Below are 24,665 nucleotides of genomic sequence, written 5' to 3' on the forward strand. Positions count from 1 at the left end.
CCCAGGGTGTCGTTCAAGTCTTTGAAGTTATCCAGGTCGATGAACAGCAGGGCGCCGAGGTTCTTGCTGCGCTGGCAGGCGGCGATGGAGCGTTGCAGGCGATCGAGCAGCAGGCGCCGGTTGGGCAAACCCGTGAGCGCGTCAAAGAAGGCCAGGCGTTCGATCTCCTGTTCTGCTCGCTTGCGGTCTGTGATGTCACGGCACACGCCCAGCAGGCCGGTCACGCCGCCATGCAGGTCGCGGATGGGCGTCTTGATGGTCTCGAACTGGCCCTGGTAGCCGTCGTCGGCAAAGGTGAGCGTCTCTTCATACACCACAGGCTGCCAAGCCTGCATGGCGCGCTGGTCGTACTTGCGAAAGCGCTCAGCGTCGGCAGGAGGGAAAAGGTCGTAGTCATTGCATCCCACAATCAGTCGCTCGGGCCTACCCGCAAACCGCTCGCACACCGGGTTCGCCGATAGGTACACCCCGTTGGCGTCCTTCAGAAACACCATGTCGGGCATGGCGTTGACCACGCTGGCCAGGTGCGCCTTTTGCTGCGCCAGCTCCTGTTCGATGCGTTTGAGGGCCGTCAGATCGTAAGCAAACAACACCACGGCCGCCACCCCTTGCGCGGTGACACTTTCTGGCGCGATGGTGGTGTGGCGAAACTGCGTGCCATCAGGGCCATCGATGCGGTTTTCAAACACTGCTGTCTCGCCCGCAAAGGCTTTGTCCAGGTGCGGCTTGATGCGCGCAAACACTTCGGGCGGAATCACATCCTGGAGCCGCTGCCCTTCCAGGTCCTGCGGCGTGGTGAACAACCAGAGTGCCTGCTGTTCGTTGACGTACAACACGCGCAAATCCCGATCAATCCGCGACACACCGCCCGGCACATGGCGCAGTGTGTTGGCCATGAGCGCTTGTTGGGCGTGTGCGGCCTCTTCAGCCTGGTGGTGGGCGGTGATGTCGGTTTGCACGCCGTCCCACAGCACGCGTCCATCCTGCAACCGGCGCGGTGACGAACTCAGGTGCATCCAGCGCACCTGGCCGTCGGTGCGCCGCAACCGAAAGACCGCCTCCAGACTGGTCATGGACAGGTAGGACTGACGTTCGGCCTGGCGCAAGCGATCAATGTCCTCCGGGAGGATCTGCCGGTACAGCACGCGTGGGTCCTGCAGCACGTCTTCGACACTCACCCCGTTGAGCCGCTCGATGGCTTCGCCCATGTGCACAAAGTGCACCCGGCCATCTAGTTCGCGCACGACCTGGAACAACACGCTGTGCGGCAGGTTGCGCCCCAGCAACGACAAGCGGCCCTCGCTCTCTCGCAAACGGCTCTCGGCCTCCTGAATGCGCGCAAAGGGGCGGCGGATGCCCGCGTCAAACACCGCCTGGTACAGCAGTGCGTAGGCTACCACCCGAAAGCCATGGGCCAGCACCCCACCCAGCGTCGAATGTCCGCCCAGCACGCCCACAGTAACCTCGCCGCACACAAACGCCCCTGCCGCCCAGGCAAACAGGCGCTCGCGCGGGGCCGCATCGTGGCGGCTGCGGCGATGCAACAACACCGCGCTGGCGGCCAGCGCCAGGGCGAGCACCACGGCCACCACTTGGCGTAAGGCGCCGTCGGCGGCATGGGCAAACCACTGCGGAAGCGGCCCCAGCAACGAGCCTGCCAGCACCAGCGTGATGGCCCCCGCCACGCCCAGCCAGGCGCGGGCCGGGCCGGGGGCCGACAAGCGTGTGGCGGTGAGCCCCAAAGTCAGGACTTCGGCCACACGCGCCCAACTGCTCAACCACAACGACATATCGGCACTGCCCGAGGACATGTGCACAGGGCCGGAATGCACCAGCATCGCGTGCAGAAAATTGCAGGCCGCCGCCACGCCAAAACCCCCCACCAGCACATTGGCGCGCGCCTGCTCCTGCGCCTCCAGGGCATGCATAGACACCGACACCACCAGCAGCCCCAGCAGCACCGCCACCAGCTCCAGAAACGGCTCCAGCCCCTGCTGGGCACCAGCCCCGTCGCCCATCATTTGCGCCAGCGGCACCACGACCAACGCCAGCACTGCCACCACCAGCACCACGGTGATGGCGGGCGCATCCAACCAAGGCATGCGCACTGCCGAAGATCTGTTGGGAGGGGGCATGGGCAAAAGGGTGAAAGGCAGTGCCAGCAAAATGGCCGCACAACGCCACAAGTGTATCGACGCGTAAGGAAATGACCAGAGCGCCCGCCCCATGAAAAACGGGGCCGAAGCCCCGTCTGGGATAGCCTGGGACGGCGGTACACCCCGGCGTTGCGCGCACGCATCAGCGCAGGGCGCGACGCAGTGCTGCAGGAGGGTGCAGCGCGCCCTCAACCCTCCAGCAGTTGGCGCAGCACAAAGGGCAAGATGCCTCCGGCCTGGTAGTAGTCCACCTCGATGGGCGTGTCGATGCGCAGGGTTACCGTCACCTCCTGGCGTGTGCCGTCGGCACGGTGGATGACCAGCTTCGCGTCGCTCTGCGGGGTGAGTGCGGCGTCGGGCACCACGTCAATCACCTCGTTGCCCGTCAGGCCCAGGGCCTCCCACGAGTCGCCCGCCTTGAACTGCAGCGGCAGCACGCCCATACCTACCAGGTTGGACCGGTGGATGCGCTCAAAGCTGCGCGCCACCACAGCCTTGATGCCCAAGAGCTGCGTGCCCTTGGCGGCCCAGTCGCGACTGGAGCCTGTGCCGTACTCTTCCCCCGCAAAAATCACGGTGGGCGTGCTCTGCGCCATGTACTGCATGGCCGCGTCAAAGATGAACATCTTCTCGCCCTGCAGTGCACCCTCGTTCTGGAACACCGTCACACCCCCCTCCTCGCGCGAGCCATCGGCGGTGGCCGGGATCATCAGGTTCTTGATGCGCACATTGGCAAAGGTGCCACGCATCATCACGTCATGGTTGCCCCGGCGAGCGCCGTAGCTGTTGAAGTCCGCCTTTTGCACGCCGTGCTGCAGCAGCCACTGGCCTGCGGGTGAGCTCTCCTTGATGGAGCCTGCGGGCGAGATGTGGTCCGTGGTGATGGAATCGCCAAACAGCGCCATGATGCGCGCCCCCTGCACCGTCGACACCGCCGCCGCGCCCTTGTCGAGCGCGAACTGGGCAAAAAACGGCGGCTCGGCAATGTAGGTGCTGGCGGGCCAGGTATAGGCCGTGCCACTCACGCCCTTGATCTTTTCCCACAGCTTTCCGGGGTCGGTGGCCACCTTGGCGTAGTTCTCGCGGAAGGCCTTGCCGTTCATCGCGAATTGGAGCAGGGCGTGGACTTCGTCGCTGGTGGGCCAGATGTCGCCCAGGTAGATGTCTTTGCCGCCCTTGCCCTTGCCCACGGGTTCGGTCATCAGGTCCTTGAGTACCGTGCCCGCAATGGCATACGCCACCACCAGCGGCGGGCTGGCCAAAAAATTGGCCTTGAGGTTGGGATGAATGCGCGCCTCGAAGTTGCGGTTGCCCGACAGCACGGCCGCACAGACCAGGTCGTTGCTAGTGATGACCTCGTTCAACTCAGGCGTGAGGTCGCCCGCGTTGCCGATGCAGGTGGTGCAGCCGTAGCCCGCCAGCGCAAAGCCCAGCTTTTCCAGATAAGGCAACAGCCCGGTCTGCGTGAGGTATTCGGTGACGATGCGCGAGCCGGGCGCCAGCGAGGTCTTGATGTGCGGTTGCACCTTGAGGCCCGCCTCCACCGCCTTCTTGGCCAAGAGGCCTGCGGCCAGCAACACGCTGGGGTTGCTGGTGTTGGTGCAGCTGGTGATGGCGGCAATCAACACGTCGCCATTGCCCACGGTGGGGTCGGCCCCTTTGGTGGGCAGCGTGGCCAGGCGGGCTTCGTCGTGCGCAGTGGCCAGTGCAGGTTTGTTGGCCTCCATCTCCACCACCGAGCGCGGAGCGCCGACCGGCGTGGGCTTGCCGTCTGGCGTGGCCTCTTCGGCCACAGCTTCGCCATGGCGGTGGATGTGATGGCGCGTGTGCAGCAGTTCGGCCGGGCGGTTGAAGCCATTTTGTGCATTGGGCTTGCTGAACAGGTCGGCAAACTGGCTGCTGACCTTGCCCAGTTCGATGCGGTCTTGCGGGCGCTTGGGGCCCGCAAGGCTGGGGGTGACGCTGCCGAGATCGAGCTTGACGACCTGCGAGTAATCCACCTCACCGGCCAGCGGCACGCCAAACAGCCCCTGGGCCTTGAAGTAGGCCTCGAAGGCTTCGATTTCGCCCTTGGTACGGCCCGTGCCCTTGAAGTAGTCGATGGTCTTTTCGTCCACCGGGAAGAAACCCATGGTGGCGCCGTATTCGGGCGCCATGTTGCCGATGGTGGCGCGGTCGGGCAGCGCCAGGGTACGCGTGCCTTCGCCAAAGAACTCGACAAACTTGCCCACCACCTTGTGCTGGCGCAGCAGCTCGGTCACCGTCAGCACCAGGTCGGTGGCGGTCACGCCTTCGCGCAGTTGGCCGGTCATCTCAAAGCCCACCACATCGGGCGTGAGGAAATACACCGGCTGGCCCAGCATGGCGGCCTCGGCTTCGATGCCGCCCACGCCCCAGCCCACCACGCCAATGCCGTTGATCATGGTGGTGTGGCTGTCGGTGCCCACCAGGGTGTCGGGGTAGTACACGCCGTCCTTGCGCTTGTGCACGCCACGCGCCAGGTATTCGAGGTTGACCTGGTGCACGATGCCAAAGCCCGGGGGCACCACGCCAAAGGTGTCAAAGGCCTGCATGCCCCACTTCATGAACTCGTAGCGCTCTTTGTTGCGCTGAAATTCGAGCTTCATGTTCAGGTCGAGCGAATTTTTCTTGCCGTAGTGGTCGACCATGATGGAGTGGTCCACCACCAAGTCCACAGGCACGAGTGGTTCGATTTTCTTGGGATTCTTGCCGAGCTTGGCGGCCACGCTGCGCATGGCAGCCAGGTCGGCCAACAGTGGCACGCCGGTGAAGTCCTGCAGCACCACGCGCGAGACAACAAACGGGATCTCGTCGGTGCGCACGGCATTCGGCACCCAGTGCGCGAGCTGCTGCACATGTTCGGCCGTGACCTTGCGGCCATCGCAGTTGCGCAGCACCGATTCGAGCACGATGCGGATCGACACCGGCAGGCGCTGGATCTGCGGGAACTGCTTGGCCAGCGCGGGCAGCGAGTAGAACTGCCCTGCTTTGCCAGACGCTGTCTTGAAGCTCTTGAGGGTGTTGGCAAACGCGTGGCGGGCGGGCTTGGGCGACAACTTGCGTGATACGGCCATGGCGAACTCCTGTGAAAGGCAACAAGGCCTATTCTGGCAGTCCTGCATGACGATGCAATCGTGGGGCCATGCAAGCCCGGCCCCAAGCCCATGCGGCGCGGTGGGGGCGCTCAGCCCACGCCGCCCGCATCCAGAATCCGCATCAAAACCGCCCTTAGCGCTTGTTGTATAAGCGCATATAGCTATATATTTAGGAGCAATCAGCAGCGACCCATCAAGCTGCGGCCCAGGTAGGCAGGCGGAGCACCCCCATCCACTGCAGCTCGGCAATGAGTGCCACCGACACCACGTGCACCACCAAGTACGCCTGGCCCAGGAACGTGGGTGCCACGGCGTTACCCAGCAGCAGCGCCAGGCTGGCCAGCGCCCAGGCAAAGTTGCCCACGATCAGCACCCACAGCCAGCCACGCGGCATGGGCTCGGACCGCGCAACCGCAATGGCTATGGCGGCGTAGCCGAGCAGCATGGCGCCCGTCACCTGCAGCAGCCCCGGCGACAGACCGAGCGACTCGGCGAGGGGCTCGGTCAGCAGCAGATGCAGGGCACCGAGCAGAACCCCCGTGGAGGCGTCAAACCAGACCACGGCGCGCAGGAATCGGGGGGAGGACATCAGCTTGAACATGGAAAACTCCTTGGTTGAGGAAGAAAGAAGGCTCCATCGTTCCCGCCACGGCGCACCGCGTCGATGACCTGCCAGGTAATGGCCCGTGTGCGGTTAGCGCCTAGGATGGCGGCCATGACCTCCACCGCACCGTCCTCCCACCGCTCCCCGCGCCATCCTTTGCCGCACCGCGCGGCACCGGCGGGGCCCACCTCGTTTGGCGACCACCTGCGCACCTGGCGCCAGCAGCGGCACCTGAGCCAGCTGGAGCTGGCCGACGAGGCGGACATCTCCACGCGCCACGTGAGCTTCATGGAAACCGGCCGCACCAACCCCAGCCGCGACATGGTGCTGCGCCTGTGCGAGCGCCTGGCCATCCCGCTGCGCGAGCGCAACGCCCTGCTGGTCGCTGCAGGCTACGCCCCTATGTACCGCGAACGCGCGCTGGACGACCCAGCACTGGCGGCAGCGCGCCAGGCGGTGGAGTTGGTCCTTAAAGGGCATGAGCCTTGCCCCGCCATTGCGCTGGACCGCTGCTGGAACGTCATGGCCGCCAACCGCGCCGCGCAGGCCTTGTTGGCCGCGCATGTGAGCCCCGAACTGCTCGCGCCCCCCGTCAACGTGTTCCGCCTGAGCCTGCACCCACAGGGCCTGGCATCACGCATTGCCAATCTGGCGCAATGGCGCCACCACCTTTTCGAGCGCCTTCGCCAGCAGATTCAAGCCACGGCCGACCCGGCATTGCTCGCATTGCAAAGCGAATTGCTGGAATACCCCGTCCCCGATGAATCCGCCCCACTCGTCATGGAGGGAGAAATGCTGGGCGTGGTGATGCCCTTTTGTTTTGAGAGCGTGCACGGCATGCTGTCACTCATCAGCACCACCACGATATTCGGCACCCCGGTGGACGTGACGCTGCAGGAGCTGGCGGTGGAATCGTTTTTCCCGGCCGATGCATTTACTGCCCAGGTACTGCGGGAGATGGCGCAACAATATGGCGCTGATTGACCACCCGTGGGTTCACCAACCACACGCCTACGGCGGTTTTGGTGCCATGACCCGCCGCAGGCCTGGACGCCGTGTTTTCGATAACCACCCATTGAATGCTGGGTGTGGATTTCTTGCCGCCAGCGTCAGGTGCAGACGCTTCAGATACCAAGTCCGGCGTGGCACCCCTTCACCGAATGCGGGGCGGCACAAAAAAATAGCCCGCAACGGCGGGCTATTTTTCGAACACAGCGAATACTGGGTTTTTCAGATGGCGAACTTTTCGCGGTTTTCGTTCTGAATCCACTTGGGAGCCTTGCCACGGCCGGTCCAGGTCTGGCCGGTAGCTGGGTCACGGTACTTGGGGGCCACCTTGGTGCCTGCGGTAGAGCTACGGCCGGGTTTGCCTGCCGCCCGGCCCGCAGGGAACACGTCTTGAGCGGTCAGACCATATTCGGCCACCAGGGCGCGCACTTGGGCTACAGCGTCCGACAATTCTCGGCGACGGGCTTCGCTGATTTGTTGCTCAAGCGCTTCACGCTGCTTCAAAAGTTCTTTGTAGCTGGTCATAGTGTCTGAATAGGGAAATGAGGTTGGAGACAACCCGATTATATGGATAACCGCCCGCCGCACACGCTTTAAGCATTTTTTGCATTAAGAAACCACAAAATTTTGGCAGGGGCATATTCATCAACAGTCATCAGCCCATAGCCCAAGAGTTCGCTACCACCCAAAAGGCTCGTTCGGACTGCGCGAATACCCCGGCCAATGCGTTTTGCCCTCCAGGACCTGCACCTCGAATAACGGGCCGACACACAGTTGGCCCGCCTATGGCCGGTAAATGGCCCGTTTCTGCCATCAAAATACCATCGAGGTTGTTATAGCGGCCTCACTCCTCGCCGAGCAGGTACCAAATATCCCGACGCACCCTGCGTCGAGAACGACAGCCACCGCAGGGAAAGACTTGGTCACGCAGGGCATAGATCAAGCTACCGGGCGGAACAGAGCCTCCGGGCAAAACGGCCCGATGTTTTGGGGCGCCAGCTCGCCAAACTCGATAGCGACCCATGTGATGGCAGGGCCGACAGCGCGATCAGCAGAAAATCCACGCTTCACTCAATAAGAACCCGTTCAAAGACCACCATGGCAATTTATTGCATCGGCGACATCCAGGGCTGCGACGCCGCACTGGGCCGCCTGCTGGACACCATCGGCTTTTCTGCCAGCCGCGACACGGTCTACCTGCTGGGCGACCTCGTCAACCGAGGGCCCGACTCGGCCGCTGTGCTGCGCCGCTGCATGCGCCATGGCGACGCCATCCGCTGCCTGCTGGGCAACCACGACCTGCACCTGCTGGCCGCCGCGCACGGTGCGCGCAAGCCCTCGCGGCGCGACACGCTGGGCATGGTGCTGGACGCCCCCGACCGCGCTGTGCTGCTCGACTGGGTGCGCCAGCAGCCCCTGGCCCGCGCCCACACGCATGCCGGGCAGACGCTGCTGATGGTGCATGCCGGTGCGCTGCCCGCCTGGTCTGCCGCAGAGACCCTGGGATACGCAGACGAAGTGCATGCGGTATTGCGCGGCCCCAATCTGCCCGATTTTCTGCACGCGATGTACGGCAACACCCCCGACCACTGGCGCGACGACCTGACCGGCACAGATCGCCTGCGGGTGATCGTGAATGCGCTCACCCGGCTGCGTTTTTGCTCGACCGACGGCGTGATGGATTTTGAAAGCACCGAAAGCGCCAGCGCCGCCCCTCCCGGCCTCATGCCCTGGTTCGACGTGCCAGGGCGGCGCACAGCCGGTACGTTGATGGCCTTCGGCCACTGGTCCACGCTGGGCTGGCTCAATCGCTGCGATCTGCTCGGGCTGGACACGGGCTGCGTGTGGGGCGGCTGCCTGAGCGCCGTGCGCTTTGGCGCAACGCTGGCCGAACGCGAGCTGCTGCAAGTGCATTGCGAACAGGCCCAGGCCCTGGGCTGAATAAACCGCAGCAGGTTTAGGACGGCACAGGCTCCAGCAGGGCCGACATGGCGGTGGACTGCCAGACACCACCGTCCTGCCCGGCAATCAGCACCGCCAGCCCCGGCCTGCGCTGCGCCAGTGCCCTGCCCGCCTGCGGGCCCTGCACCATCAGCGCGGCGCCCAGACCGTTGACAGCCGCCACATCCCGCGCCACCAGGCTCACGCCATGCACGCCCGATGCCGGGCGCCCTGTGCGCGGATTGAGCACATGGTGCTGGCGCTGGCCTTCGTGGAAGAAAAACCGTTCATAGTCGCCCGACGAGGCCACCACACCAGCGCCCGCCACGGCCACCACACCCAGCAGACGCTCGGGGGAGCGCGGGTCGCGCAGCCCGACACGCCAGGGTCGGCCTTGCCACAGACCTTGGGTCAGCACATCGCCACCGCCATTGATCATGGCGTTCTCGACTCCCTCAGAGCGCAGCATGTTCATGCCGGCTTCCAGGATCGGAAGTTTGGCGATGCCGCCCAGGTCCAGCGCCATGCCCTGGCGGGCCAGGAAGGCAGTGCCTGCTGCCACGTCCAGCACCAGGCTGCGGGCATCCACCAGCGGCAGTTGCCGCGCGATTTCGCTGGCGCCGGGCACCACCTTTTCGCCCGGGCCAAAGTTCCAGGACTTGAAAGCACCCACAGTCACATCAAAGGCACCACGGCTTGTTGCCGAGACACGCTGTGCGCTCTGCAGCACCGCCATGACCTCGGCCGGAACCACCACCGGCGTCACGCCCGCCGCCAGGTTGATGCGACTGACCACGCTGCGTGGCTGGTAGCGGCTCATGAGCGCCTCCAGCCTCTGCATCTCTGCATAGGCCCGGTCCATGGCGCGGCGCAGCAGGGGCCCATCGACACCCTCCACCGCCATATCCACCTGCGTGCCCATCAGGGGGCGCGAACTGCGTTCAGACACCACCCGTGCGCCCGCTACCGCGTCAACACCCCAGACCGCGCCACCCAGCAAGGGCAGCGCCATCACCATGCGACGGCGCAACAGGCCGTGCGGGCGCAGAGAAGCTTGCTGCATGGCGCCTCCCGCTCAGAGCGACTTGTCGGCCATGTAATCCACGGCAGCCTTGACCTCGGCGTCGGTCAGGTTGGCAGCGCCCCCCTTGGCGGGCATCATGCCCTTGGCCCCGGTAAAGCCCTCGATCGCATGCTTGTACAGCGTGTCCTTGCCCTGGGCAATGCGCGGGCCCCAGTCGGCCTTGTCGCCTGGCTTGGGGGCACCGGCCACACCGGCGGCATGGCACATGGCGCAGGTCTTGCCAAACACACTCTTGCCCAGTTCATTTTCTGCAGCAGCCGGGGCGGCAGGGGCCGCCGCTGGTGCTGGGGCCGACACCGCAGCGGGTGCAGCAGCCGGGGTGGGCTCCGACTTCTTGTCGCCACAACCGGCCAACAGTGCGGCCAAGATCGCTACGGCGACCATCACGGTTTTCTTTTGCATCGCATACATCCTGTTCATGGGGTTAAAAATTGCCTGAGAGGGCCTGCGAGCGCGCGTGCAACGCGCCCAAGACCTGGCCTGGAAAACCTCTAGGGGCATTGCACAGGCACCGCTTCAGACCGGTGCATTGACTGTAGGTGCAAGAAGCACTTTTGGGCAGGTGCGACCCCTGCCAAAACATGATCCAGATCAAATTGATTCATATTATGTGAATCTATTATCCACACCATGCAAAGCCATCACACCCTGCGAACACTGCGCCTTTGGGTGCTGGCGTGGTTTGTCATGGCGCTGGGTGCAGCGGTGGCTTCTCCGCTGGTAGCACCCCGAAGTTTGGAGCTGGTCTGCTCCGGCTCCGGTGGCGCCCAGTTGGTGGTAAAGACCGCCGAGGGCCTGTTGGCGGCAGATGCCACAGCCCTCGATTGCCCTTTGTGCCTCGCAGCCGACACGCCACCCACCACCCCGCTCGCAGCAGCAACCACTGCCGCAGCCCCCACGTTCCAGCCCCGTTTTCACACATCACTTTCCGCACGCGACAGGGTGGCGCTCAGCCCCCCTGCACGCGCACCACCCCTTTTCAACTGAGCGATCCCAAAGAGGAAAACCATGACCGAGAGAAAAGACAGCCCCCTTCCCACTGCTGGCCTGGGCCGACGCAGTTTCATCAACACGGCCGCCCTGGTAGGGCTGACCGCAGGCGTCGCCGCCTGCAACGAAAAGCCCAGCGCGGCAACGCCTGCGGCCCCCGCCCCGGCGGCACCTGCGGCCAGCCATGCCGCCGCTGGCGCCAGCGTGCACCTCAAGCCCGGCGAGCTGGACACCTATTACGGCCTCTGGAGCGGCGGCCACACCGGCGACATGCGCGTGCTGGGCCTGCCCTCGGGCCGCGAGATCACACGCATCCCTTGCTTCGTGCCTGACGCCCTGGTGGGCTGGGGCATCACCAACGAGTCCAAGGCCGTGATGGGCACCAAGGCCGATGGTCACCTCGAATACACGGTGGCTGATACCCACCACACACACGCCTCGTACAAGGATGGCAACTACGACGGTCGCTACGCCTGGATCAACGACAAGATCAACAGCCGCATCGCCCGCATCCGCCTCGATTACTTCGTGTGCGACAAGATCACCAAGCTGCCCAACGTGCAGGGCTTCCACGGCATCTTCCCGGACAAGGCCGATCCGGTGGACCCGGCCATCAACTACACCACGCGCGTGTTCTGCGGCGGTGAGTTCGCCATTCCCCTGCCCAACACCGGCACGGAAGATTCCACCAAGTACCGCTCCATGTTCAGCTGCGTCGATGCAGAAACGATGGAAGTACGCTGGCAAGTGCTGATCGACGGCAACTGCGACCTGGTCGCCACGTCGTACGACGGCAAGCTGGCCGCCACCAACCAGTACAACGTGGAGATGGGCGCGAAGTACGAGGACATGATGTCTGCCGAACGCGACGCCTGCCTGTTCTTCAACGTGGGCCGCATCGAGGCCGCCGTGAAGGCCGGCAAGTTCAAGACCGTCGGCACCAGCAAGGTACCCGTGGTGGACGGCACCCATGAGGCCAACAAGGACCCCAAGACGGCCCTCACCGCGTACGTGTCGGTGCCCAAGAACCCCCACGGCGTGAACGCCAGCCCCGACGGCAAATACTTCATCTGCGCCGGCAAGCTCTCGCCCACCGGCACCGTGATCGAACTGGCCAAGGTGCTCGACTACTTTGAAGGCAAGCTCGAAAAGCTGGACTCCGCCATCGTGGCCGAAGTGGAGCTGGGCCTGGGCCCGCTGCACACCGCGTTCGACGGCCGTGGCAATGCCTACACCACCCTGTTCCTGGACAGCCAGGTCGTGAAGTGGAACGTGGAGGCTGCCATCAAGTTCCACGCTGGCGACAAGACCGCGAAGTACGTGGTGGACCGCCTGGACGTGCAATACCAGCCCGGCCACTTGAACGCCTCGCAGTCCGAGACCAAGGCCGCCGACGGCAAGATCCTGGCCGTGGGTTGCAAGTTCTCCAAGGACCGCTTCCTGCCTGTGGGCCCGCTGCACCCCGAGAACGAACAGCTCATCGACATCTCCGGCGAGAAGATGGTGCTGCTGGCCGACCACCCCGTGCGCGGCGAGCCCCATGACTTCATCATCTTCAAGCGCGACTTGGTGCGCCCCAAGCAGGTCTACACGCTCGACGAGTTCCCGCTGGCGGTCAAAGACCCCAAGGAATCCGGCGTGTTCCGCAGCGGCAAGAAGGTCACCGTGAAGATGACCTCGCAAGCCCCGGCCTTCAGCCTGCGCGAGTTCAAGCTCAAGAAGGGTGACGAGGTCACGCTGATCCTGACCAACCTGGACAAGATCGAAGACTTGACCCACGGCTTTGCGATCCCGAACTACAACGTGAACTTCATCGTGAACCCGCTGGAGACCAAGTCGGTGAGCTTTGTGGCCGACAAGCCTGGTGTGTTCTGGTGCTACTGCACGCACTTCTGCCATGCACTCCACCTGGAAATGCGCACGCGGATGATTGTGGAAGCTTGATTCGGAGCATCCCCCTGAGGCGCTGCGCGCCTTCCCCCTTCTCTCGGCTTCGCCGGGAAGGGGGACGCAGCCCTCGCTGCGGGGCGGCCCTTGCTCGGCTGCCCTCGCTTGGGCCGCGCCAGTTGCGCAGATTGCGCTTGTTACGGATCGCATTTGAGACATCCTCCAACCGTTCGGACTGAGCTTGTCGAAGCCCTGCGCAGCGCTCTGTGATGGCACATCTGTGAATTCTGAGCAGATATTTGAATGAAATTGGCCGCTAGCGCTTGATAGATAAGCGCCAGCAGCTATCAAAAAGATAGTCCCATGATTTCCCTCCGTCGGCAGTTCGCCACGCTTCTTCTGGTCTTGTTGGCAGCCCTTTGGCTAGCGCCGCGCGCGCATGCTGCGGCAGGCGCCTACGAGGCCGAGCTGCCTGCGGAACTCGCTACCGCGCGCGACATGTGCGCGCTGGTGCCGTGCAAGGACGTGTTTCCCGGCGCCAGTCATTTTTCTGAACGCAAGGGCCAGCCGCCCTACGTGGAGGCCTACGACAACAACAGTGCCCAGAAGAAGCTGCTGGGCTATGTGATGCTGTCTACCGACATCACGGACACCCCGGCCTACTCGGGCAAGCCCGTGGTCACGCTGATCGGCATGGACAAAGAGGGCCGCTTTGTGGGCGTGAAGGTGCTCAAGCATTCCGAGCCCATCCTGCTGCTGGGCATCCCAGAATCCGCGCTGCTCAAGTTCAACGCCCAGTACCTGGGCAAGTCGGTGGCCGACAAGATCGAGGTGGGCCAGTCGCGCCCCGACGAAAACGTGCTGGGCCTGGACGCCATCTCGGGCGCCACCGTCACCGTCATCGCGCAGAACCAGGTCATGATGGCCTCGGGCTCCGCCGTGGCGCGGCAGGTGGGCATCCTCGCGCCCACGGTGCGCGAACCGGCCCGTTATGCAGAAACCGGCAAGCGCCTGACCTGGGCTGAACTGGTGCAACAAGGCACCGTGCAGCGCCTGCGGGTGGCGCCCGAACAAGTGGGGCTGGACAAAGGCCCTGAGCCCTTCATCGAGCTGTGGTTTGGCGACCTGAACCACCCCGACCTGGGCAGGAGCGTGCTGGGCGAGAACGGCTGGAACAACCTGCGCCTGCAGCTCAAGGAGGGCGAACACGCCTTCTTCATCATCCGCACCGGCGGCAAGGAATCGTTCAAGGGCTCGGGCTTTGTGCGCGGCGGCATCTATGACCGCGTGCAGGTGCGCCAGGGGGCGGATTCGTTCACCTTCCGCGACCTGGACGCACTCAACCTGTATGGCATTGAGGCCGCAGGCGCGCCCAGCTACAACGAGTCGGTCATCTTCATCATCCGCTCCAGTGCGTTCTCGGCGGCCTATCCGTGGAAGCTGAGCTTTCTGGGCAACCGCGTGGACCGCGCCACGGGGGCGCGCAGCTTCACCAGCTTCGACACGCCCTACTGGCTGCCCGCCGCCACGCTGCAAGGCGGGCGCCCCACCATCAACGAGCCCGACGCTCCGTGGGTGCGCGTGTGGAAGTCGCGCGCCGTCGAGATCGCACTGTTCGCCGTGCTGCTGATCGCCGTGACCGTGGTGTACGCCCTGCGCGAGAAGCTCACGCGCCTGTCCACCCACAAGAACAAGTGGCCCGTCAACGGCTTCAAGTACATCTGCTGGGCACTCGCCGTGTTCTGGATCGGCTTTGGCGCCATGGCGCAGCCCTCCATCACGCAGGTGCTGACCTGGTTCCACTCGCTGCTGTTCCAGTGGACCTGGTCGCTGTTCCTGTCCGATCCATTCATCTTCCTGTTCTGGATCTTCATCATCGTCACCGTCTTCCTGTTCGGGCGTGGCCTGTTCTGCGGCTGGATGTGTCCGTTCGGCTCGCTGCAGGAAGCGATCTACAAGGTCGCCAGGCTGGTGGGTCTCAAGCGGTTCCAGACCCAGCTGCCGCAAAAGTGGCACGACCGGCTCAAGTGGGTCAAGTACGCGGTGTTCTTCGCTCTGCTGGTGGTGTCGATGTTCTCTATGGGCTTGGCTGAAAAGCTGGCCGAGGTAGAGCCGTTCAAGACCACCTTCCTGGTCGGCGTGATGAACCGCGCCTGGCCCTACAGCCTGTTTGTGGCGGCCATCCTGGGCGTGTCAATCTTCATCGAGCGGCCGTACTGCAAATACATCTGCCCACTGGGCGCCTCGCTGGCCATGCCCAGCACGTTCCGGTGGTTTGGCCTCAAGCGCAAGCAGGACTGCAACAGCTGCAAGGCCTGCGCCGTGGGCTGCGGCGCACAGGCGATTGACGCCGATGGCCGCATCGACCACCGCGAATGCCTACACTGCCTGGACTGCATGATTCTCTACACCGACACCAAGGGCTGCCCGCCCCTGGCCAAGGAGCGCAAGCGCCGCGAAAAGGACGGCCTGGAAATCACGCCCATCGGCGCCAATGGCTATTTCATCCCGATCCACCCCGCCACCGTGCAGGACCAGATCTCGGCCAAGGCCGCCAAGGGCCCCGACCCACGCATGCCCACTGTGCCTGCACACCCCGCCCACAAGGCTGGAAGCCAAGGTCTGCGCTGGATCTGGCTGGAGCTGGTGGATCACCTGTGGCCCTGGAGCCGCGAAGGCTGGGCATCAGGCCGTGGCCTGCAAATGGCAGGCGTCTCGCTGGCCATCGCCGCCAGCGTGGCCTGGGTGATGACCGCCCTGGGCACGTTGTCGTCGGGCGCCATCATTGGCTGGTGGTTTGGCTGGAGCGTGTACGAGGTGCTGATCCGCCTGTCGGGCAAGCGCTATGTGAAGGATGGCCCGTGGTGGCGCGACCAGTACCGCCGGGCGGGCGTGATGGACATGCTGAGCTACGTGGGCTTCAAAAACCTGCTGATCGGCGCAGCACTCTTCCTGGCCATCAAGACCGTGGTGGGGTTGGCGTGATGAAGCCCCCCCTTGCTGCCACCGCATTCACCGCATTCGTGGCGCTGGCTGCGTGCCTGGTGGCCCTGCCCGCCCACGCTGCCACCGTTCAGGTGCGCCCCGGGCAAGACCTGCAGGCCGCCATCAAGGCCGCCGCGCCGGGTGACACGGTGGAGGTGCAGCGTGGCTTCTACCGCGTGAACCTGCGCATCGACAAGGCCCTGACCCTGCGCGGCATCGACCGCCCCACGCTCAGCGGCGGCCAGACGGGCGACACCATCCGCGTCACCGCGCCCGACGTGGTGATCGAAGGCCTGATCGTGCGCGACTCGGGCACCAGCCTCAAGGACCAGAACGCGGGCATCTACATCTTCCCTGGCGCGCACCGCTCTGTGGTGCGCAACAACGACCTCACCTACAACCTGTTCGGCCTGTGGATCGAGAAGGCCAACGACGTGCAGGTGCTGCACAACACCATCACCGGCCTGCGCGACGTGGGCTCGTCGCAGCGCGGCAACGGGGTGCAGCTGTACAACACCACGGGCGCGCGCATTGAGGGCAACCACATCAGCTTTGTGCGCGACGCGCTGTACGTGGACGTGTCGCACCACGCCGTGTTTCGCGGCAACCGGCTGCACCACAGCCGCTACGGCACGCACTACATGAACTCCTACTACAACCTGTGGGAGGACAACGACACCTACTACAACCGGGGCGGCCTGGCGTTGATGGAGGTGCGCGACCAGGTGGTGCGCAACAACCGCGCCTGGGGTAACAGTGACCACGGCATCATGCTGCGCACCATGCAGGACTCGGTGATCGAGAACAACGTGGTGGCCGAGAACAACCGGGGCTTCTTCATCTATGACGTGGAGTACGTCACCCTGCGCGGCAACCTCGTCACACGCAATACCGTGGGCGTGCACCTGTCGGCGGGCTCCACCCGCAACAAGGTCGAAGGCAACGACTTCATCGGCAACCGCGAGCAGGTGCGCTATGTGGGCGCCCGCGACGAGCGCTGGGGCACCGAGGGCGGCAACCACTGGAGCAACTACCTGGGCTGGGACCGCGACGGCAACGGCGTGGGCGACGTGCCCTACGAAGCCAACGACATGGTGGACCGCTTGACCTGGCGCCACCCCACCATCAAGCTGCTGCTGGCCAGCCCTGCCGTGCAGGCCCTGCGCCTGGTGGGCCAACAGTTTCCGGTGCTGCGCGTGCCCACCGTGGTGGACCCCAAGCCCCGCATGCAACCGAACCAACCCCAACGGAATTTTCAGCGTGACACGCAACCCACCCCCCATTGACCTGAGCGAGCCCCCCGCCATCGAGGTGCGGGGCGTGCACAAGCACTACGGTGCACTGCACGCCGTGGACGGCATCGACCTGCGCATCGCACGCGGCGAGATCTTTGGCCTCATCGGCCACAACGGCGCGGGCAAGAGCACGCTGTTCAAGATGATCCTGGGCCTGGTGCCCGCCACCTCGGGCGAGATCCGGGTGGGCGGCGCCACCGTGCAGGGCCGCGACTTTCGCGCCGCGCGCCGCCACCTGGGCTACCTGCCCGAGAACGTGGTGCTGTACGACAACCTGAGCGGGCTGGAGACGCTGCACTTTTTTGCCCGCCTCAAGGGTGCACCCCTGGCGCAATGCCCCGCATTGCTCGAACAAGTGGGCCTGGCCCACGCGGGCAAGCGCCCCGTGCGTGAATACTCCAAGGGCATGCGCCAGCGCCTCGGGTTTGCCCAAGCGCTGCTGGGCGAGCCCCAGGTGCTGCTGCTGGACGAGCCCACCAATGGCCTGGACCCGCAGGCCATCCGCGACTTCTACGCCACGCTACGCGGCCTGCAGGCCCGGGGCGTGACCATCGTCATCACCTCGCACATCCTGGCCGAGCTGCAGGAGCGCGTGGACCGCCTGGCCATCCTGGCCGCAGGCAAGCTGCAGGCCCTGGGCAGCGTGCAGGCGCTGCGCGAACAGACGCATATGCCCCTGTCCATCGACCTCACACTGGCCACAGCCGACCAGGCAGCAGGTGTGCTGGCACTGGCCCCCCTGCCGGGCGTTACCACCAACACGACACCCGACGGCCTGCACGTGGACTGCCCCCGCAGCGCCAAGATGGCCGTGCTGGCCGCATTGGCGCCGCTGGGCACGCGGCTGCTGGATGTGAATATCCACGAGCCTTCGCTCGAAGACGTGTACTTCGGGCTGCGCGAGTCATGAAGCGACAACCCCCTGAGCGGCTGCGCCGCTTCCCCCTTCTCTCACGCTGCGCGTGGGAAGAGGGACGCCGCCCGTGCGGCGGAGCGGCCCGTGCACGGCGGCCCTGGCCCAGCATGCGCCAGTTTCAACAGCCGCTGGCGGCTTGCAACCCAACGGATCACTGATATGGAACTCACTCAAATCTTCACCATCGCGGGCAAGGAGTTCCGCGACCGCATGCGCAACCGCTGGGTGCTGGCCGTGGCGCTGGTGTTCACGGTGTTCTCGCTGGCCATCGCCTACTTTGGCGGCGCACAGCAGGGCACGGTGGGCTTTCGTTCCATCGAGTTCACCATCGCCAGCCTCGTCAGCCTGGTGATCTACCTGATCCCGCTGATCGCGCTGCTGCTGGGCTTTGACGCCATCGTGGGCGAACGCGAGCGCGGCTCGCTCGACCTGCTGCTGTCGTTGCCGATCACCCGGCTGGAGCTGCTGCTGGGCAAGTACCTGGGGTTGGCGGCGGCGCTCACACTGTCCACCCTCGCGGGCTTCGGTCTGGTGGCGGTGCTGCTGGTCCAGCAGTTCAGCGGGGCAGCGCTGTTCCACTACGGCGGCTTCATGCTCAGCTCGGTGCTGCTGGGGCTGGCGTTTTTGAGCATGGCGGTGCTGCTGTCGGTGCTCACGCACGAGCGCACACGCGCCTCGGGCCTGGCGATTGCCGCCTGGTTCTTTTTTGTGCTGGTGTTCGACCTGCTGCTGCTGGGCGCCCTGGTGGCCACGGGCGGCAGCGTGGGCGGCGAGGCCATGGCCTACCTGCTGCTGCTCAACCCGGCCGACGTTTTCCGCATCCTCAACGTGTTCTCGCTGGACGACGTGCGCACCCTGTACGGCCTGACCAGCATCGTGCCCCCAGCCTTGGCCAAGCCATGGCTGATGGGCGCGGTGATGGCGGGCTGGATCGTGGTGCCGCTGGGCCTGGCGAGCTGGAGATTCAAGCCATGACGAACAAATCCCATCACCCATACCAATGCGCCTGCGCCACGCGGCGCCAACTGCTGGGCTGGGCCACCCTCGCATCGCTGGGCACATTCACCAGCCTCGCGGGCCTGACCGGCTGCAGCCAGGCGAACAACAGCGCGCAGTCCCTCCAACCCGTGGAGATCGACCGCACCACCAGCTGCGAACTCGACGGCATGCTGCTGGCCGACTACCCCGGCCCCAAGGCGCAGGTGCGTTTCGTGGGGCAGGACAAGCCCTCGTTCTTTTGCGACACGGTGGAACTGTTCAGCACCCTGCTGGCCGGCGAACAGGTGCGCGCCGTGCAGGCCGTGTACGTCCAGGACATGGGCAAAGCCGACTGGAATGCACCGCAGGGCCACTGGATCGACGGCAAGACCGCCATCTACGTGGTGGGCGGTAAGCGCCACGGCTCCATGGGCCCCACCATCGGCAGCTTTGCGCAAGAGGCCGACGCGAAGAAGTTCGCCGCCGAATACGGTGGCAAGGTACTGCGTTTTGCCGAGATCACGCCCGCCATGGTCGACCTGAGCGGCGGGGCCCTGCACGACACGCGGATGTAAGCCGCCCATGCCTACGCCGAGACCACCCCCACCTCCCCCGCGCCCGGCCAGCCGACGCACTACCCTGGCAGCCCTGTTGCTGGGCTCGGCAGGCCTGGTGGCATGGCAATGGCCCCAGCGCACCCCGCCCCGCCCATCTGGCAACGCTGCCCTGGAGGGGATTGGCGACGATGTGTGTGTGGTGGCGCCGCCCACGCCCTACGACCCAGCGCTGGGCCAGCCCCTGACCGCAGCACGCGATGTACCCGCCGACGCGCGCTGCCCGGTGTGTGGCATGTACCCAGCCCGCGCACGTGCCTGGGCGGCACAGGTCATTTTTGCGGAAGGGGATGCGTACTTTTTCGACTCGCCGCTCAGCCTGATGCAGTACCTAGGCAACGTGGCCCACTACACGCGGGGCCGCACGGCCGACGCCATCGCGGCCCGGTATGTGACCGATACCGACACGGGTGGTTGGTTGAACGCGCACGAGGCGGTGTATGTGACGGGGTCTTCGGCCATGGGGCCGATGCGGGCGGGCAACCTGCCCGCGTTTGCCGATGCGGGGGCGGCACAGCGGTTTGTGCAGCAGCGTGGGGGGCGGGCCATTCTTTTCAGCGCCATCGATGCGCCCTTGCTGCGCGGACTGGCCCCGAACCTCCGAGCCGACCACCGCTTGCATTCAGGCTGAGGGCAAGCTCATTTGCTATTAAAAATATAGCTATTAGCGCTTATCCATCAAGCGCTACAGGCCTAAAAAGGCCTGATTTTTATCACTACACCGACGTCTCTGGCAAGGCCGCCTTGAACAGTGCCGCCACCTTGCGCTTGGGCTTGATGTTGGCAGAGATGCTGCTGCGTTGTGCAGACTTGGCCGCTTCCCAGGCGGGGGTTGCGTCGGCTGCTGCGCTGGCCTCGTACGGCTTCTCAAAGAAGGGATCGCGCGAGGCGACTGCGGGGCGAAAACCCCGGTGTTGTTCGCGCGGCTCGCGGGATTCGCGGCCACCACGGTGCTCGCGTTCGCGCTCACGGCGTGGGCCCGCCGAGAGAGCATCGCGCCCATCACCCGCCTCGTCGGCTTCGCGCCAGGCGCGGCGGCCGTCGTTGATGCGACCACGGGGCTGGTCTTCTGCGTATTCGATGGCTTCGAGTTCGATCTTTTTCTTGATCAGCTTCTCGATGTCGGCCACCAGGCGGGCATCGCTGCCCGACACCAGCGTGACGGCCAGGCCCGACGCACCCGCACGGCCCGTGCGGCCAATGCGGTGCACATAGTCTTCGGCGTTGAACGGCACGTCAAAGTTGAACACCGCTGGCACGTCCTTGATGTCCAGGCCACGCGCGGCCACATCGGTACACACCAGCAGATCGACTTCGCCGCTCTTGAAGGCTTCGAGGGCCTTCAGCCGCTCGTCCTGGCTCTTGTCGCCGTGCAGCGCTGCGGTCTTGAGGCCTTCGCGTTCCAGGCTGCGTGCCAGGCGGGCACAACCGAGCTTGCTGTTCACGAAGATGAACGCCTGCTTCAGGCCCCGCGTCTTGAGCACCTGGTGGATGGCACGGCGCTTATCGTCGTCGTTGGCGCTGTAAAAGCGCTGCTCCACCGTGGACGCCGTCTCGTTCGGGCGAGCCACCTCGATGGTGATGGGGTTTTGCAGGTAGCTGCTGGCCAGGCGCTTGATCTCGGGCGAGAACGTGGCGCTGAACAAGAGCGTGGTGCGCTGCTTGGGCAGGTAGCTCAGGATGCGCTGCAGGTCAGGCAGGAAACCGATGTCCAGCATGCGGTCAGCCTCGTCGAGCACCACATACTCCACCTGGTTGAGCACGGCATTCTTGGCCTCGATGTGGTCCAGCAAGCGGCCCGGCGTAGCCACCAGCACTTCGACGCCCTTTTTCAGCTCGATGGTCTGGGGCTTCATGTCCATGCCGCCAAACACCACGGTGCTGCGCAGCTTGGTGTACTTGGCATACAGCGCAATCTGCTGGGCCACCTGGTCGGCCAGCTCCCGCGTGGGCAACAGCACCAGCGCGCGCACAGGGTGGCGGGCGGGGGATGTGGAACTGCTCTCGTGCTTGAGCAGGCGTTGCAGCAGGGGCAGCGAGAACGCCGCCGTCTTGCCGGTGCCGGTCTGGGCTGCGCCCATCACGTCCTGGCCGGTGAGCACCACCGGGATGGCCTGCGCCTGGATGGGCGTCATGGACTCGTAGCCCATTTCGGCTACGGCGCGCGCCAGCGGCTCAGCCAGCGATAGATTGGAAAAGGAACTTGTCATTTAGCCCTCTATTGTCGCACCGGTGGCCCAAAAAACGATTTTTCGGGCTCAGAGCGGCCAAAAATGCAGTATGTGCAGTCAGCGGACAGGCAAACATATGCTATTTATTTGATAGCTATCAGCGCATATACATACGGCACTACCATCTGTTTTTATTCAAACTTGTGGCCTGGCAGGCAAGGCGCCGCAACACCCTGCGCCGCGTGCGGACGTTGCCTCACGGGCCGGGATATACCACCGACGGTGGACAAAACAAACGCCCCAAGAAAGGGCTCAACACGGGCGGGAAATAAAGCCACCGGGGTGGCCCCACCCCGGTTCTGGGCGCAGCACGTGACGCCCGTCTGCCCCATCTGACTACTCCACAGAGCGCCGCAGTGTGTCCACCACCGGGCGCAGCAGCACCTCGCGCAGGCCCCACCAGCCTGCGGCCAGTGCCAGCACTGCGCCTGCCAGCGCTCCGGCCAGAGGCACCCAGGGCGCGGCGGTCCAGGTGAAATCGAACACATAACGCGCCAGCGCCCAGCCCACGCCCACCGCCACCGCACTGGCCAAAAAGCCCGCCAGCAGGCCCACACCCACCAGTTCGGCCCGCTGCACCTGGCGCAGCAGGCTGGCGCGTGCGCCCACGGCACGCATGATGGCGTATTCACGCGCGCGCTCCTCCCGGGTGGCCGTGACGGCGGCAAACAGAACCACCAGACCGGCCGCGAGCGTGAAGGCAAACAAGAACTCTACCGCCCGGATCACCTGCTCCAGCACCCGCTGCACCTGGGCAATGGTGGCGCCCATGTCCACATTGGTGATGTTGGGAAACTGGCGCACCAGCGCGTTGTCAAAACCGTGGGCTTCGGGCGCCCGGTAGGCGGCCAGGTAGGTGACTGGCACGTCCTTGACCTCTGCCACCGGGTACATCACAAAGAAGTTGGCGCGCATGGAACCCCAGTCCACCTTGCGCAGGCTGGTGATGCGGGCCTCGTTCTGTACGCCGCCCATATCGAACTGCAAGCGGTCACCCAGCTGCAGGCCCAGCGTCTGGGCAATGCCCTCTTCCACACTGATGGCGCCCTCTTCACCCGGCGTCCAGCGCCCCGCCACCACCTGGTTATGGGGTGGCGCCTCCACAGCGTTGGACAGGTTGAACTCACGGTCCACCAGACGCTTGGCACGGTCGTCGGTGTAGCTGTCGGGGCCCACCGGCTTGCCGTTCACGGCCACCAGGCGGCCCCGGATCATGGGGTACCAGTCGTACCGGGTCACGCCGCTGTCCTTGAGCGTCTGCTGAAAGGCTGCGGACTGGTCTGGCATCACATTGATGACAAAACGGTTGGGCGCGTCGGGCGGGGTCGCCTTGCGCCAGCTGCTGATCAGGTCGGTACGCAGCAACACCAGCAGCACCAGGGCCAGCAGGCCCACCGCCAGACTGCTGACCTGCACCACGGCATAGGCCGGGCGCGCAGATATCTGCCGCGTGGCCAGCACGAGCCAGCGCGGTGCGGTGCTTTCGTTCACGCTCTTGCGCAGCAGCTTGACCGCCACCCATGACAGGCCCGCAAACAGCGCCACGGCACCCGCAAAGCCACCCACGGCAATCAGGCCCAGCTTGATGTCGCTGCTCACCGCCAGCAACAGCGCAGCAAAGCCCGCAATGCCGATACCCAGCACAGCCAGCGAGGCAGGCTTGAGCCCCCCCACATCACGCCGGATCACCCGCAACGGCGGCACCTGCGCCAACTGCAGCACCGGCGGCAAGCCAAACGCAAACAGCAGCGTGAGCCCCATGCCCAGGCCAAACACCACCGGCCACAGGCTGGGCGGCGGCAAGGCCGATTCCACCAAGCCCGCCAGCAGCAGCACAAAGGCGTAGTGCACCACATAGCCCAGCGCCACCCCCAGCGCGCTGGCAAACAGGCCAATCAGCGCGAACTCGGTGGTGTAGGCGCCTGCAATGGTGCGCTGGCTTTGCCCCAACACGCGCAGCATGGCCGAGGCATCGAGGTGCTCGGCCGCAAAGCCGCGTGCGGCCAGCGCCACGGCCACGGCCGACAGCAGCGCGGCCAGCAACGCCACCAGGCTCAGGAATTTTTGGGCGCGGTCGAGTGTCTGGCGCATCTCGGGGCGGCCGCTTTCGAGCGACTCCACGCGCACGCCATGCACTTCGGGCTTCTTGACCTCGGCCACCGCCCACTCGTTGAATGTCTTGATGGCCGATGCCGGGCCGACCACGGCAAAGCGGTGGGTCAGGCGGCTGGCAGGTTGCACCAGCCCAGTGGCGGGCAAATCGCGTTCATTGACCATCACACGCGGCGCAAAGCTCATGAAGCCCGCACCCCGGTCGGGCTCGATGACGATGATGCGCGCGATGCGCAGTTGCGCATCACCCAGCAACAGCTTGTCGCCCATGGCGAGGTTGAGCGATTCGAGCAGCGGTGCATCCACCCACACCTCGCCGGGCGCCGGGATGTCACGCGTCGGCTGCTCCAGCGCGCCGGGGGCATCCGCCACCGTGAGGCTGCCGCGCAGCGGGTAGCCCGGCTGCACACTCTTGAGTGCCACCAGCTTGCTGGCGCCGCCCTGTGCGTCGCTCGCGCGGCCCATGGTCGGAAAGCCCAGCGTGGTCACCGACTGCAACCCGAGCGCCTTGGCACGCTCCACAAAAGCAGCCGGCGTTGGGTTGTCGCTGGCCACCACGGCATCCCCCCCCAGCAGTTGCAGGGCATCGCGCTGCAGCCCGCCTTGCAGGCGATCGGCAAAAAAACCCACGGACGTGAGCGCGGCCACCGCCAGGGTGACAGCCACAATGAGCAGCCGCAGCTCGCCCGCGCGCAGGTCCCGGGCCAGGGTGCGCCAGCCAAGGCGCAGGAAAGACAGGTTCATGGGC

Annotated in this window: 17 protein-coding genes; 9 read left to right on the forward strand and 8 right to left on the reverse strand. The window is 65.1% G+C overall.

The genetic code is table 11. From position 1 onward, the window contains the following. The 3 genes from OIN59_RS17880 to OIN59_RS17890 all read right to left on the reverse strand — a co-directional run. Window positions 1-2,135, reverse strand: a 2,135-nt coding sequence (locus tag OIN59_RS17880) for a PAS domain-containing protein (RefSeq protein WP_274112419.1), incomplete at its 3' end; no start/stop codon positions are given. A 209-nt stretch (window positions 2,136-2,344) separates the two neighbouring features. Continuing rightward, on the reverse strand, window positions 2,345-5,251 hold the full coding sequence (locus tag OIN59_RS17885) for an aconitate hydratase (protein WP_274112420.1): 2,907 nt from the start codon (window positions 5,249-5,251) through the stop codon (window positions 2,345-2,347). Window positions 5,252-5,465: 214 nt separating this feature from the next. Continuing rightward, window positions 5,466-5,873 carry a hypothetical protein gene (locus OIN59_RS17890; protein ID WP_274112421.1) on the reverse strand — a complete coding sequence of 136 codons (408 nt, stop codon included), beginning with the start codon at window positions 5,871-5,873 and terminating at the stop codon, window positions 5,466-5,468. Window positions 5,874-5,987: 114 nt separating this feature from the next. Here OIN59_RS17890 and OIN59_RS17895 point away from each other — a divergent pair, with 114 nt between their 5' ends. Further along, window positions 5,988-6,860 carry a helix-turn-helix domain-containing protein gene (locus OIN59_RS17895; protein ID WP_274112422.1) on the forward strand — a complete coding sequence of 291 codons (873 nt, stop codon included), beginning with the start codon at window positions 5,988-5,990 and terminating at the stop codon, window positions 6,858-6,860. A gap of 246 nt (window positions 6,861-7,106) precedes the next feature. On the opposite strand, the gene OIN59_RS17900 is transcribed toward OIN59_RS17895, so the two are convergent. Beyond that, window positions 7,107-7,409 (reverse strand): H-NS histone family protein, encoded by a 303-nt coding sequence (locus OIN59_RS17900; protein ID WP_274112423.1) that lies wholly within the window; start codon window positions 7,407-7,409, stop codon window positions 7,107-7,109. A gap of 573 nt (window positions 7,410-7,982) precedes the next feature. Here OIN59_RS17900 and OIN59_RS17905 point away from each other — a divergent pair. Further along, entirely contained in the window at window positions 7,983-8,825 is an 843-nt protein-coding gene (locus OIN59_RS17905) for a symmetrical bis(5'-nucleosyl)-tetraphosphatase (RefSeq protein WP_274112424.1), read from the forward strand. 16 nt (window positions 8,826-8,841) lie between these two features. On the opposite strand, the gene OIN59_RS17910 is transcribed toward OIN59_RS17905, so the two are convergent. Further along, a complete protein-coding gene (locus OIN59_RS17910) occupies window positions 8,842-9,888 on the reverse strand; it encodes an FAD:protein FMN transferase (protein ID WP_274112425.1) in 1,047 nt (348 codons plus the stop codon). A 12-nt stretch (window positions 9,889-9,900) separates the two neighbouring features. Beyond that, on the reverse strand, window positions 9,901-10,311 hold the full coding sequence (locus OIN59_RS17915) for a c-type cytochrome (protein ID WP_274112426.1): 411 nt from the start codon (window positions 10,309-10,311) through the stop codon (window positions 9,901-9,903). Between the two features lie 606 nt (window positions 10,312-10,917). Here OIN59_RS17915 and nosZ point away from each other — a divergent pair. The 7 genes from nosZ to OIN59_RS17950 all read left to right on the forward strand — a co-directional run bounded on the left by nosZ (window position 10,918) and on the right by OIN59_RS17950 (window position 20,205). Further along, on the forward strand, window positions 10,918-12,843 hold the full coding sequence (nosZ, locus tag OIN59_RS17920; protein WP_274112427.1) for a TAT-dependent nitrous-oxide reductase: 1,926 nt from the start codon (window positions 10,918-10,920) through the stop codon (window positions 12,841-12,843). A 306-nt stretch (window positions 12,844-13,149) separates the two neighbouring features. Next, window positions 13,150-15,771, forward strand: coding sequence for a 4Fe-4S binding protein (locus OIN59_RS17925; protein WP_274112428.1), 2,622 nt, complete (start codon window positions 13,150-13,152; stop codon window positions 15,769-15,771). After that, complete coding sequence (locus OIN59_RS17930) at window positions 15,771-17,057, forward strand: nitrous oxide reductase family maturation protein NosD (protein ID WP_274112429.1); 1,287 nt, start codon at window positions 15,771-15,773, stop codon at window positions 17,055-17,057. Before OIN59_RS17925 ends, OIN59_RS17930 begins: the two co-directional genes overlap by 1 nt. Beyond that, complete coding sequence (locus tag OIN59_RS17935; RefSeq protein WP_274112430.1) at window positions 17,032-17,976, forward strand: ABC transporter ATP-binding protein; 945 nt, start codon at window positions 17,032-17,034, stop codon at window positions 17,974-17,976. The genes OIN59_RS17930 and OIN59_RS17935 overlap by 26 nt, the downstream gene beginning before the upstream one ends. 165 nt (window positions 17,977-18,141) lie before the next feature. Beyond that, window positions 18,142-18,957: an ABC transporter permease gene (locus OIN59_RS17940; RefSeq protein ID WP_274112431.1), complete on the forward strand. Its 816-nt coding sequence runs from the start codon at window positions 18,142-18,144 to the stop codon at window positions 18,955-18,957. Then, complete coding sequence (locus tag OIN59_RS17945; protein WP_274112432.1) at window positions 18,954-19,535, forward strand: nitrous oxide reductase accessory protein NosL; 582 nt, start codon at window positions 18,954-18,956, stop codon at window positions 19,533-19,535. The genes OIN59_RS17940 and OIN59_RS17945 overlap by 4 nt, the downstream gene beginning before the upstream one ends. Before the next feature lie 7 nt (window positions 19,536-19,542). Beyond that, entirely contained in the window at window positions 19,543-20,205 is a 663-nt protein-coding gene (locus tag OIN59_RS17950; RefSeq protein ID WP_274112433.1) for a nitrous oxide reductase accessory protein NosL, read from the forward strand. Window positions 20,206-20,290: 85 nt separating this feature from the next. On the opposite strand, the gene OIN59_RS17955 is transcribed toward OIN59_RS17950, so the two are convergent. After that, window positions 20,291-21,784 (reverse strand): DEAD/DEAH box helicase, encoded by a 1,494-nt coding sequence (locus tag OIN59_RS17955; protein WP_274112434.1) that lies wholly within the window; start codon window positions 21,782-21,784, stop codon window positions 20,291-20,293. 357 nt (window positions 21,785-22,141) lie between these two features. Then, window positions 22,142-24,661: an ABC transporter permease gene (locus OIN59_RS17960; RefSeq protein WP_274112435.1), complete on the reverse strand. Its 2,520-nt coding sequence runs from the start codon at window positions 24,659-24,661 to the stop codon at window positions 22,142-22,144. Window positions 24,662-24,665 lie beyond the last annotated feature (4 nt).

The sequence above is a fragment of the Acidovorax benzenivorans genome, from assembly GCF_028680575.1.
GTDB lineage: Bacteria > Pseudomonadota > Gammaproteobacteria > Burkholderiales > Burkholderiaceae_C > Acidovorax > Acidovorax benzenivorans.